This window comes from Brucella sp., from assembly GCF_032066345.1.
Classification (GTDB): domain Bacteria; phylum Pseudomonadota; class Alphaproteobacteria; order Rhizobiales; family Rhizobiaceae; genus Brucella; species Brucella pseudogrignonensis.
Genome location: NZ_DAMBKZ010000001.1, coordinates 339,495 through 351,596 on the forward strand (window position 1 = coordinate 339,495; position 12,102 = coordinate 351,596).

Here is a 12,102-nt window from a genome sequence, read left to right on the forward strand (position 1 = left end):
GCCCGTGGCTGGGTAAGCGCCAGTTATACCACTGGCGCCGTATAGTATGGGAAGTCGTGCCGTCAGCTAGGATCTCAGCAATTTCCCTAGATGAGCGGCCCTTACCCGTCCAGAAGCCGACATGAGCCGATTTGGCATTGTTCCATCGTTTCCGCTTTGGGGCCTTCATCGTGCCGATCCTTGTTTTTCGGCTGGTTTAAACAGCGCCTCTGCTTTCTTTCTGTGCGAGAGAATGACCTCACCGCCTCGTTTGTAATCCCCGTTGAGATACTTCAACAGGCTAGCAACAGCGGCCTCTAACGCCGCATCCTTGCTAGGATAAATGATGGGTTTTGCACCCTTCCCTAAGATTGGCTTTGGGCGGCCGTCACGCGGCATGCGCGTCATTGCCCAATAGCAGCCGCCTGGCAGCGGCCGTGCGTAACATGCAAACTGATTCACGACAGGAACCCCGCAAGCTCGGCCTGGTCGTGACGTTCAGGCGAGGAAAACATTGTATATTCGGCTTCGAAGATGATTTCGCGTGACTGACCCGGCGTGCCTCGACGCCGTTTGTGGTTGATTAGCCATCCTTTGCCGACGCTCTTTTCATATCTTTGAATGAGCTCATCTCGTTTGTTCTCACGAGTTTCGACTGACATGAGCTCTTTGTAGAGCGGCTCTGGCCGAAAAAGAGAAAACCAAACATCAAGGTTTTGCTTCACGCTACCGCCACCATAGGCGTCACCATTGATCGGACGGATCGACCCGCCGACTTTCCACCGGCCTTTCCATTCTTCATTTCGCTGAATGAGAATGACAATCGCGATATCCAATGATTTGGCGATCGCTTTGAGACCGCGATACAGCGCATTGACACGTTCAGCGAAGAGCTCACCCGGCTTGCCGGGCAGATTGATCATTTTCGCATGGTCAATGACGATGAGATCCAAGCCTTTTGATTTTTTAATCGCCTCAGCCTTAATCCGGATATCGGAGAGCGTGCAGTCAGAGAACGAAACGATATCGAATTCCATGTTTCGGGAATTCATCATTTCGGATTCGATGCGCTGCAGCTCACGTGTATCCATGCTGTAGGAATCGATACGATCTAAGCTAATTCGGCTTGCCTGTGCAGCCGCTTGAAGCGCCGCTTCTTCATCCGTGATCTCAATCGAAAAGAACGCGGATTTGAAACCTTGGAGGGCCGCATGACGGCACTGCTGCAAGCTGAAGCTAGTTTTACCGCCGCCAGAGTCCGACATAAACCCGACCAGGTTGCCGTGACGCAAATCGCCACAGACTTCGGTGATCTCAGGCAGAAACCACGGAATCGAAGCCCTTGTGCCCAAACTTTCCTTGGCTACACGGTCCAAAGCTTTAGGCAACAGGACGCCATATTTGGCGGCGCCTGCTCGCTCATCCCCTTCTCGGGAAATGCTAGTCAGCTCATCGGCAAAAGCTGCGATCAGCTTCATCGGAGAGACGTCAACAGGCAGACAAGTTGCACGTTGTGCAATTTCGCCGGCGACAGCAACGATCTGACGTCTGGTCCAGAGTTCCAGAATGCCCCGGCCGTAGTCGTATGCACCTCCGAATGTCACCGCCTCTGTCGCGAGCCGTGCGACGTATTTCGTGACACTCATGTCCTTGTTGATGTTCTTGGTCGGTAGGTATGGCAGCATATTAGCTGGAGTCGCTGGGCGGTTTTCTGCGATCAGCTTCCCCATAGTGTCGAAAAGCTCCTGATGAAGCGGTTCAATGAAGTGGTGCGGCTTCAGAAAGCCAGCAACCTGCCAATAGTTCGAGTTGTTGACCAGAAGGGAACCGAGCAAGGCTTGCTCGGTTTCGATACCGTCTGGCATCTGTGGCTGAATATTTCTCTCGTGCATAACCATCACCACCCCCTCGTGAGGATGAAAACTACAGTGCCCAGCCAAACTGCGAACGAGCAGGCGGAAACGATAAGGGACACTTCGCGAACGCGATCCCAGAACTCTCTGTTCTTCATCGGACGATCTCCACTCGCTGAGCCGCACGCGTCACAGCGGTATAAAGCCAGCGCGCCGCGTCATCTCGGAAACAACGGCTTTCATCAAAAACTATGACGTTATCCCACTGGCTGCCTTGAGATTTGTGGCATGTGAGAGCATACGCGTAGTCGAACGGCTCATATTTCCGCTGTTCGCTCCAAGGCAGCTCTTTCTCGGTTCCAAGCGTCCAGGCGTGATGGGTATGAACCTTAATCGGGATCTTTTTCACGCCGTCATCCTGCGAAGAGACCAGCATGGAGGTGTCGTCTGGTTTCTGCTTGAGAATTTTGGAAACCTCGAAGATCCCGCCGTTAAACAGACCCTTTTCCTTCACGTTTTTCAGGCAAACCACACGATCACCCGGCTGGAAATGCCCCTCCATTCCCTTCAATTCACGGAGCCGTTGGTTGTAGATGCGACGGGTCTTATTGAGACCAACCAGGATTTGATCTGCGGCAAGGACACGATCTGAATCGATATCGCTGCGGCGTAAAACTTCGCTGTCTCCGTAACGACCGTATTCCAGCTTCTTGCCCTGTCTGATCTGCATAGACATCGCGACGATTGGGTTATCTTCTGCTTGGCGATGCACTTCAGTCAGCATGAAATCGGGTTTGCCGGCCGTGAAGTAGCCTTCGCCACTAACCGGTGGAAGCTGTGCCGGATCTCCAAGGACGAGAACAGGAACGCCAAACGAAAGCAGATCCCGGCCCGTCTCTTCATTCACCATCGACACCTCATCGATGATGACCAGTTTGGATTTACGGATATCGCTATCGTAATTGATCGAGAATTTGGGCTCGTCGCTATCTTCGTCTGCAGGCTTGTAGATCAGACTATGAATCGTCTGAGCTCCGCGGCATCCCTTTGAACGAAGGACCAGTGAAGCCTTGCCGGTGAAGGCTGCGAAACTCACATTGCCGACGCTCTCAGCGAAGTGTTTCGCCAGTGTCGTTTTGCCAGAACCCGCATATCCACCGAGATAGAAGAATGGTTTTCCGCGTGGATTTTTAACCCAATTATGAACGGCCATAAGCGCGTCGTCTTGCTGTGGTGCCCACTTCATTCTGCTGCCTCCAGGTAGGATGAGCGGCCAACATCGGAACCCGATGGCGCATCATCTGCCATGATCGCCGCAACACACGCCTGCATTTTTCTGCGAGAGACAGCGTTGCCGATCTGCTTAATTTTCTGAGTTTTGTTTCCCGCGAACTTGTAATCGTCCAAGCCCATTGCGCCGGCTAATTCGTGCGGCTCCAGCATCCGAAAGAGAATATCGACCCCCCCCGCATTGTGTTCGGGCTCGACCAAATCCACATGACCAGACGCCGTAATCGTCGGAACTGGATTCCCCAAACTGTGCACCCTTGGGGCTTGCCCAGCACGCTCACCGTGCTGTGCGGTGACGAATGCGAGTTCGCCTCGGATCGCTCCCGTAATTGTAGGAAGCGGGTCATCACTCGGGTTTAGGAACCGCTGTAAACCACCTTCGTGTGTCACAGGCAGAACGACTGCAAATTCGCCGCCTTTTGCAGTAGTGAGTGTGGGCAATGGCTCCGCCAACACTCTTGGGGACGCACCGCCGCTCGATTGCGTAACAGGAACGACCATTCCGAACCGGCCTTTTGATGTGATTGTTGGTAGTGGCTGGCTTGGAGGCGTGCACGTCTCACCTGATCCAGAGCCGTAGTAAGGCGAGATAAGGGCGTGCGATCCGCCGTTCCCGCCAGTTGTGGATGTTGGCAGCGGATTGCTGACAGATCTTGGCGCACCACATGTGGCCTGCGAGAGAACAAAAGGCTCTACTAGCATCGGTCTTGCGCAACCTGGTCTATCCGCCCCGGCTCCGCCAGTCAGGATAGTAGGTAACGGCTCAGAAGCGGGGCGTGCTGCGCCACCGGTGCTTTGAGAAAGAACAACCGCTTCGCCAACATAAAGATGAGGCGCATGGGCAGTCTGAGTTGGGAGTGGATTGTTAGTCGAAGAGGCCGTCGACTGCCCTTTCATGTTCACTACGACAGGCTCTGCGATTGCAATGTGCGTGCCGCTTGCTGCGATCGTCGGCAGCGGAACGTCGATGCCTTGCGCAGTCATATGATTGCGAAGGACCACAATAAACGGCTCCGGCCAGTGATGTTTGATAGCTCCGGCATAAATGCGCGAGAGTGTCTTCGCGGCGAGTGGCTTTTTCCTGTTAAAGATTGACCTGCCTTTGATCGACCAATCGATAATCTCGCTAGCTGGTCTCCAGTTCTGTTCAACAGAGAACAAACCTTGCTCCGATTTTGCCGTCTTCTTGTGCGACGGCATCGGCCAGCGGACTTTCTTTCCATCTGAACGAGCCATTAGAATGAAACGTTGGCGAGTAGTTGCATCACCATAGTCGGCGGCATTAAGTTTCCGCCACTCCGGTTCAAAGCCAAGCCGCTTTAGGGTTTCAATCCAGGCATGGAAGTATTCGCCTTTACGCGACGGGATAGGTCGGCCGGTCTCAGGATCTACTGGCCCCCAGCTGATGAACTCCCAAACGTTCTCAATGATAATTCGCTTCACATTAAGTTCGGTGAGCCAAGTGATGATATGCCAAGGATCTGACCGTTGCTGGTCGCTCGTTGGCTTGCCGCCACGCGCATTCGAATGGTGCGTGCACGTCGGTGAAGCCATCAGCAGATCAAGATAGCCTTCTGGAACCAACAGGTGCGGACGAACGGTTGCAATATCCTGAACGAAATGGCGCGCGTTTGGATGGTTCAGCTGATGCGTTTCGATCGCTAGAGGCCAATGGTTGACGCAAACTAGCTCCATTTCCATCCCTAAATCACGAAAAGCATAGGCTGCGCCGGTCGAAGAACCACCGGCACCACAGAGCAGATCCGCTACCAAAAACTTCTTGGTCATCGCAAAACCCCCATCATCATAGCTTTGACAATCTGGCTGGACGACGCGCCGACAGCGACGCCTACTGCGTCCGATTGGTCGTTGTTGGTGACTTTGATTTTCAAGGCTGTACACCGGGCGCGGGTTGCCCCTTTCCAGTCATCACGCTCCCAACCCGGACGTGTTCCGAAGCCAAGGAACGTCTTGCGCCATGTTACCGGTGCGATTGTCATGAACGGGATGCGAAATGCCCCTACGATAGCGGCTGCAGCCCCTGTCATCTGATTTGAGGAAATAACGGCGTTCATGCCGCCGCCTACCGCCTTTTCGACAACCTGCTCTTCGCCCATGAATTTGACTTTAGCCTTCACCTTCCCGCCGCCACCTGGCATCGTGCGGATTGGTTGCTCAAGGGCGACAAAATCAGGGCGTTCGACCTTCAGAAGCTTCATCAGCTCTAGGCCCAAACGCGCACTCATATCCTCGTACTTGTCAGATTTTTCTTCTTTGGCGCGAATGACACCTACGCGAATGGCGCTGAGCGGCGCATTTGTATCGTAGATCGCGAAACCGCAATTCTGCGCTTGATCGAGTCCTAAAATGATCAATGTTTGATCTCCCCGAGACGCCAAATCTGCGCCTCGCTATCTTTGACGAGCGCAAAACCGTGCGGCCTCAGCACCTCGTTGCATCTGATAATTGTGTTGTGAAATTCGATTGAGAGCGGATCTTGCTCGACACTCTCGCACCCGACGGATCGGATGATTGTATCTTTGGTAAAGCCTACGCCGTGACTTCGTTCGAAGAGGGCGATGGTCTGATCAACCAGATAACTTTGGTGCTCAGACCATCTGGGATGGGTTGGAAGCCGAGTTATTGGCCGCCACATTCCGCCCTGCCCTTGTAGTAAATGACTGGATCGCGATGCATGCGATCTATTACCGGGCGCCAGATGTACCAGGCGTGGTCCTCTGTCCCGGTTTTGCCGTTGCCTTCCCAGCTGATCCGGTCCGTCAGAATGATTTTCGCAGCCCACCGACTATTGTTCTGGAAGAGGTGTTTTCGAGAACTTCCGGAATCGAACTTCGCAGTGAGAAGAAGCGCAACGTAACCATCGCATCGTGCTAAAGCCTTCTCAGCAAACTTGACGGCTTCCCGGTTTTGCTTTCCGTAGGGCGGATTTGTGATGATGACGTCAGGCACAAGGAACGGCGTGTTATCCGACAGAAAATCGAAGTCGAAGTCATGTTCCCGGCCGTATGAAGCGATATCGCTAGTCACCACCTCAGCACCAGTTTCGGCGATCACATCGGCCATCTGGTGGTCGCCAGCGGCACATTCCCAGACGACTAGACGAGATCCGATCTGGAGAACCTGCAAAACGGCACGCGTTGCCCAAGCCTCAGTAGGATAGAAGCTGTTTTGCTTGAGCTCATAATTAGAAGCTACGACGGTCAATTTATGCCTCCGAAATGAGCCAAAAGGCCGGGCAAGAAAGGTAATACGGGCATGGTCAGTGAGATGGCCCAAAAAAAGCGGGGTGCAAATTTACCGATCATTGTGTGCCCCACGTTGGTCGAGTGCTGAACGGCCGGGAGGAGGATCACCGCAAAGTGCACGCGTTGTTGCCTGAGATCTTTGCTGCGTGAAGTTCTGCCGAGTGACCGGCTTTTTGAACGCGTTTAGTGGCGTCATATCTGGCGCAGCGGGTTGTCGCTTCTGAACTGCTTTGAGCGGCGCTTCCGGCTGAACGATCACGTTTCGCTTTGGAAGTGACTGAGCTTTTGGCTTTTCCTCGATACGAACGTTGAGATGACGGGCTACCGCTTCAGAAGGCTGACGCTTCTCTTTTTCAATGCTTCGTACAGATGGAATTCTTGGCCCGGTCTCAGCTGCCCAACGAGGCAGTTTGAGCTCAATGAATCCGTCTTCAACCTTTTTCCAGTTGCAGGTTTGAGGCGCTTCAGTCCTTGCTACAAAACGAGCCTGTCGGCCAAGGCGGATCTGGAAATGACCATTACCGCGTGATGAGACATCCTCGACATATGCGACGCCAGCGTCATGCTTACGGATTCGGATCAGGCCGTGGTGCTCGCCCTCTCCGATGAGGACTTCGATTGGTGTGCCATCGATTAGGCCAAGGTTAGCTCCAACGGAGCGGGCGATTTTGATGAAGAGACGCGGGGTAACTCTACCCCGAATCCCTACCTTGATACCTGACCCCTGGTCGCGCTCTGACTTGCCAGAATGGTCAATTACCGCAGCAATAAACGACATGGATGTTATTCCTCGTCGTCGTCTTCGTTTGCACCATCGTCGTCCGCCGCAGCATTGAGCTTTTCCATAGCGCTACGGAGGTTTTCACGGGCTTCGCTCTGGCCTTCGTCGTAGCCGCGCAGCCACGCCTGGTCTTCATCCGATCCGTCCATGAATTCACTGACGCGATCTTTTGCGGCCAGACCGGCAACCTTGCCCTGATCGAACACTTGATCGAGATATGGGCGATTGTCGGTGAATAGGTCGCCTTGGGCGGGCGCAAGCTTGAGAAGCGAGAGGATGTTGTTTCGGCGGCGATGCGCGTCGAGAACCTTATCTTTGTCTTCGGCCTGAAGGGTTTTACATGCGAAATCGAGTTCACCCAGCGTGATACCGTAGCTCTGGGTCTGTTTACGATCCGCTTTGCGCTTGACGTTGATGGCTTCGATTTCAGCCTGGTAAGAAAGCTCTTTACGGACACGGTCCATCAATAGAGCATCATATTCGCCTGCGGTAAGTTTCGAATTGTCACCGATACTTGACATAGCAATACCTATAGTCGGTCTGTCACCACCCACGTCGAAGGGCGGATGAGTTGATTTTCATGGTTGAGAAATCATGAGGACCGGCTAGAACTGCCTTGGCCCTCTGGGGCTCGATCCCGCGCCTGTCGTGTGGAAATGCTGGGCGTTGGATCGGTATTCGGTCGACCATCGAGAGGTTGGCGCCTTTCGGTGGTCGATTTTTTAGGTGGGTTGTGAATTAGGGCTCTGTTGAAACAGATGCGGCGGATAAAGGATTGGATCGATTTCGCTCGCTGGTTTTGCCGTGATCTCCGCAATTTTCAGAACGTACTCAGGGGGAACCCGTTTCCATCCATAAAGCGTTTGGTGGTGTTTGATATCGAGTTCACGTGCAAGCGCCATTACGCCTCCCGCCATCTCGCATGCTTCTTTGACAATGGTAATCATGCATTAATAGGGGTAACCCATAATTACCCTACATGTCAACAGTAAATGCAGATTGCGCAATTAAAATTGACACTACCGTAATTCTGATTTACTTATCGCGCATGACAAATAGAGCTAAAGAAATCGGTGAACGCATTAAGATCGCTCGCGAAATTGCTGGTGTGAGCCAGAAGTCGCTTGGTGATCATGTCGGCACGACACGGAATGCTGTGTCGCGATGGGAGTCGGGCGATGCGTCGCCAGCCTCAGAACGCTTTCCAGCTATTGCAGAACACCTGAATACAACCGTCGATTGGCTAATGCTTGGAAACGGCGAGCGTGAACGCACCTCCCCTCATCCTGAGCCATCGAACGGATCTGTCATTAATGCTCCTTTAGGTCAAAATGGCCTACTCCCTGTGTACGGCCAAGCGGTCGCAGGAGTTGAAGGGCAGTTTCCCATGAACGGGAATATTCTATTTTTCGTCGTTGCACCCCCACAGATCGCACGGATCGATGGGGCATATGCTGTTGGTATCTCAGGCGACTCGATGTTCCCTCGGTATGAGGATGGCGAGATTGCATTTGTGAATCCAACGCGACGGGTAAAAAAGGGCGATTACGTTGTTGCTCAAGTCCAGGTGGACGAACACGAACCGCCGCAGGCGTATGTAAAACGGTTTGTGCGACACAATGACGAGGAACTAGTCCTGTCGCAATTCAATCCGGCCAAAGACCTGACTTTTGACCACGAGAAGGTAGTGTCTGTGCACTACATCGAGTTGGCCGGGACGCCAGACAAAGAATAACGGAAGAAAGTGGGGGCGTATGATTTTTCTGTTCGTTTTATTTATGACGGTGGTTTCATATCTGGCCGCCGTTCGAGTCAAGAAAACCACTACGAACACCGGGCTTATCGGAATGACTGCCCTAATTTTGTCACCTGCGGTGTTTGGCTATGCTGTTGTCCGATACTTTCAATCGAAGAAAGAAGGTTCCGGACAAGCAACGCCCGCTGTTGCCGCAATGCTGGTGGCCTACGCTGTTATCGCAGTGGCAGGTATAGGATTTGTTGCTCACGACAGTCAGGCCGAAGCTGTAAAGGGCACAATAAACAGCCTTTTGGAAACCGAGCTGACGAAAAAGGGCGTCACCGCAAAGTTTGTTAGCATCCCACACCTTGCTGGCGTGCCCTTCATCGGTCCAAGCGCATACGACGGGTATTTCTCGGCAGATGGCCTAACTGGAAAACAATGCGAATTTGCAACCTTTGCATTTAAAGTTCAGACCGTTTCCGATGATGGGTCATGGGTATTAAACATTCCAGGCGATGATTTTTCACTGATTAAAGCCTGCACTAACTAATTTAATAAACTAGCAGAATATATATTATTATGTATTCTAAGGTTTTGATTTCCCAAGGGTCTTAGACTGTAGGAAAGATGCAGTAATCCCTTTAGGCCGATAAAACAGCCGTGGATTACTGCATCCGAAACTTCCCAATGGGCATGAGCCGTGAGGTTTCGAAGCATCCCCGGTACACCATATGACGGTGCATAGCCGACCCGGTTCATGGTGATTTTTCTATTGGCTTCGGAGCCTCACTGACCGGGTAATCACTCCCGTTGTGCTTGTCAGTCCCTCTGGTTTTTAACACTGTCCAGCCAGCTACACCGTCCGAGTCCTAGCACAGCACTATGGAGCGGACTTCACGGCTCCCAACTACTACACGATCATCACAGAAGCGGCTTCAGGGGCCGGCAACCATTCCGTCGTGAGACCATATCTTTCGATGTAGGTGATCCATAATGCGCCGGTACGCAGAACATTTGGCCGGCTTCCATCAGATAGCAATCTATAGTTACCCCCGTCAATATCACAAAAGGAATTTTTAGTTACCTTTTTCACTTGACGAGGGGGTAATATGCAGTTACCTATTGAGCATCGAAGGCACGAAGAGGTGAAATAATCCAATCTGCCTTTCAATGGAGAACTGCCAAATGTCTAATCCGCAAGACATAACAAGCCCATCGATAGACGGAGCTCATCGTTACACGTGGGGCATACTTTCAGACGTTGGTGACGTCTTGACCGAACAAAACCATCCAGATCGAGAATTCTTTCAACAACACGTCCTCAAGCATTTTTCGATCAAGGGGATGGGTACTTACGTCAGCTCTGCACGATACGCAGCAAACCGCGTCATTTCCTCTGTGAAATCAAAGCCTGACGCAGTGAAAGACAGCGAGCGCTTCCTGAAACTATTGGAACAGTTCGCCTGATAACCCCGCCCTAACGGGCAATTTCAAAAAACTCACTCATCCAAGCCAGTGGCAATCGCTTCTGGCAACAGGAGAACTTTGCCGTGAGCAAGCAAATCGAAAAAACTGAAGAGCAAATCGCTAAGGACAAGGAAGCTGTCAAGGCGATGACTGGCGCAAAAGCCGCCATGGAAGCATCACTCCGCCGTATAACCGTTCTCGAAAACGCGCTGGAGTCTGTGCAACGTCAGTCTGAGACATTGAGCAAAGCTTTTGGGAAGGATGTCTTTCTCAATGTCTGGCAACGCGGCGGTGACTATAAGCCCGAACGTATCAGCACCCTTTTTGAAAATATCAACAATACAATCAAGGCGGCGCTGTGAGCTACGACCATCTCCTCGACTACCTCGGGGATTTGAGAGCTCCAGACGCTCCTGAAATCCCTCCAGGTGGGTCAACCGGCGACGAAAAAGCAGATGCTCGCCTCTGCGCTTACGCCTTTAAAGCCAAGAGCAACGCCGACCCTATCGCATATCTGAGAAAGAAGGCGGCCGATCTTTATCAGATTGTGACGCCCGAACCATGGCCGACACTGACGCTTAAGCGTCTAGCCCAATGGTGCTCAGAACATCAAGAAAGCACAAAGCATGACTGAAACCATCTCTAATGATCTTGTGATTAGCCTTCCCAAGACCATCACAGCCGAACTCTTCACCAACGAATCCGAATTCGACAAGCTTGTGAATAAAATCGAAGCTGCTGTGAAGAACCATGTAGCGGATGTCACGACCAAAAAGGGCCGTGAAGCCATTGGATCTCTGGCGCGCAAAGTCTCCAGTACGAAGGTTGTGCTCGATAATGCGGGCAAGGATCTGACCGAGGGTTGGCGCACGCAGACGAAGTCCGTGAACGATGCACGTAATCGGATCAAGGACAAGCTTGACGCTCTTCGCGACCAGGTACGCCAGCCGCTTACAGATTGGGAGAATGCAGAAAAGGCACGACTGGAAGGTCATGAACAGCGCCTGCAGCGTCTCCAGGCGATCGCGAGCACGGGTTTTGGACAGACGACAGCACAGTTGAATGCTCTCAAAGACGAACTGACTGCACAAGACATGTCCGCTGACGCATGGGATGAGTTCCACGGCAAGGCGTCCATTATGCACGGTGCCGCCGTCGATACTATTAGTCGCCTCATAACTGATGCTGAGAAACGTGAAGCCGAAAAGGCAGAACTTGAGGCGCTACGAGCTGAGAAGGAAGAGCGCGACCGTATCGATCGGGAGAAGGCGGAATTAGAGCGCCTAGATCGCGAAGCAAAAGAAAACGAGGAGCGCGAGCGGCTGGCCGAAGAAAAGCGGCTGAAGGACATCGCAGACGCGGAAGCGCGGGCTCGGGAACAAGCCGAGATCGAGGCAAAGGAACGCGCAGAGAAAGCCGAACGTGACGCGAAGGAAGCCATTGAAAAGGCAGAACGCGAAAAGCAGGAAGCAATCGAAAAAGCTGAGCGTGAGAAGCAGGAGGCAATCGAAGCATCAGCTCGGGCTGAAGAAGAGCGCAAGCGCAATGAGGAAGATGAGCGACGTCTCCGCGAGTCAGACGAAAAAAACCGCAAAGCCATCATTGGGGACGTGCTTGAGGACGTGATTCAAGCCGCTCAGATCTCGCTGGAAACTGCGGAAATCATTGTCACTGCTATCGCCACTCAACGCGTCCGTCATACGCAAATCAATTTCTGAGGCTGCG

General features: G+C 52.6%; 15 protein-coding genes. 6 read left to right on the plus strand and 9 right to left on the minus strand.

All coding sequences use genetic code 11. The annotated features are described in order from the left end of the window. Positions 1-165 precede the first annotated feature (165 nt). From RT142_RS01820 to RT142_RS01860, 9 genes are all read right to left on the minus strand, one after another. Positions 166-387 (minus strand): hypothetical protein, encoded by a 222-nt coding sequence (locus RT142_RS01820; RefSeq protein ID WP_313026857.1) that lies wholly within the window; start codon positions 385-387, stop codon positions 166-168. A 50-nt stretch (positions 388-437) separates the two neighbouring features. Next, the gene (locus RT142_RS01825) at positions 438-1,877 is read right to left on the minus strand and encodes a DnaB-like helicase C-terminal domain-containing protein (RefSeq protein ID WP_313026860.1); all 1,440 of its coding nucleotides are present in this window, start codon (positions 1,875-1,877) and stop codon (positions 438-440) included. 109 nt (positions 1,878-1,986) lie between these two features. Continuing rightward, the gene (locus RT142_RS01830; protein WP_313026862.1) at positions 1,987-3,078 is read right to left on the minus strand and encodes an ATP-dependent RecD-like DNA helicase; all 1,092 of its coding nucleotides are present in this window, start codon (positions 3,076-3,078) and stop codon (positions 1,987-1,989) included. Beyond that, positions 3,075-4,910: a DNA cytosine methyltransferase gene (locus RT142_RS01835; RefSeq protein ID WP_313026864.1), complete on the minus strand. Its 1,836-nt coding sequence runs from the start codon at positions 4,908-4,910 to the stop codon at positions 3,075-3,077. The genes RT142_RS01830 and RT142_RS01835 overlap by 4 nt, the downstream gene beginning before the upstream one ends. After that, complete coding sequence (locus tag RT142_RS01840; RefSeq protein ID WP_313026866.1) at positions 4,907-5,497, minus strand: hypothetical protein; 591 nt, start codon at positions 5,495-5,497, stop codon at positions 4,907-4,909. The genes RT142_RS01835 and RT142_RS01840 overlap by 4 nt, the downstream gene beginning before the upstream one ends. Positions 5,498-5,762: 265 nt before the next feature. Then, a complete protein-coding gene (locus RT142_RS01845; RefSeq protein ID WP_313026868.1) occupies positions 5,763-6,347 on the minus strand; it encodes a hypothetical protein in 585 nt (194 codons plus the stop codon). A gap of 90 nt (positions 6,348-6,437) precedes the next feature. Beyond that, positions 6,438-7,166 carry a hypothetical protein gene (locus RT142_RS01850; protein WP_313026871.1) on the minus strand — a complete coding sequence of 243 codons (729 nt, stop codon included), beginning with the start codon at positions 7,164-7,166 and terminating at the stop codon, positions 6,438-6,440. A gap of 5 nt (positions 7,167-7,171) precedes the next feature. Beyond that, positions 7,172-7,690: a hypothetical protein gene (locus RT142_RS01855; RefSeq protein ID WP_313026873.1), complete on the minus strand. Its 519-nt coding sequence runs from the start codon at positions 7,688-7,690 to the stop codon at positions 7,172-7,174. 201 nt (positions 7,691-7,891) lie between these two features. Then, positions 7,892-8,116, minus strand: coding sequence for a YdaS family helix-turn-helix protein (locus tag RT142_RS01860; RefSeq protein WP_409558556.1), 225 nt, complete (start codon positions 8,114-8,116; stop codon positions 7,892-7,894). A 32-nt stretch (positions 8,117-8,148) separates the two neighbouring features. Here RT142_RS01860 and RT142_RS01865 point away from each other — a divergent pair, with 32 nt between their 5' ends. The 6 genes from RT142_RS01865 (at position 8,149) to RT142_RS01890 (ending at position 12,095) form a co-directional block, all read left to right on the plus strand. Then, a complete protein-coding gene (locus RT142_RS01865) occupies positions 8,149-8,904 on the plus strand; it encodes a helix-turn-helix transcriptional regulator (protein ID WP_313026879.1) in 756 nt (251 codons plus the stop codon). A 19-nt stretch (positions 8,905-8,923) separates the two neighbouring features. Next, a complete protein-coding gene (locus RT142_RS01870; protein ID WP_313026881.1) occupies positions 8,924-9,460 on the plus strand; it encodes a hypothetical protein in 537 nt (178 codons plus the stop codon). A 635-nt stretch (positions 9,461-10,095) separates the two neighbouring features. Continuing rightward, complete coding sequence (locus tag RT142_RS01875; RefSeq protein WP_313026884.1) at positions 10,096-10,377, plus strand: hypothetical protein; 282 nt, start codon at positions 10,096-10,098, stop codon at positions 10,375-10,377. 83 nt (positions 10,378-10,460) lie between these two features. After that, positions 10,461-10,739 (plus strand): hypothetical protein, encoded by a 279-nt coding sequence (locus tag RT142_RS01880; protein WP_313026886.1) that lies wholly within the window; start codon positions 10,461-10,463, stop codon positions 10,737-10,739. Then, positions 10,736-11,011: a hypothetical protein gene (locus RT142_RS01885; RefSeq protein WP_313026889.1), complete on the plus strand. Its 276-nt coding sequence runs from the start codon at positions 10,736-10,738 to the stop codon at positions 11,009-11,011. Before RT142_RS01880 ends, RT142_RS01885 begins: the two co-directional genes overlap by 4 nt. Further along, entirely contained in the window at positions 11,004-12,095 is a 1,092-nt protein-coding gene (locus RT142_RS01890; protein ID WP_313026891.1) for a hypothetical protein, read from the plus strand. Before RT142_RS01885 ends, RT142_RS01890 begins: the two co-directional genes overlap by 8 nt. Positions 12,096-12,102: the final 7 nt, after the last annotated feature.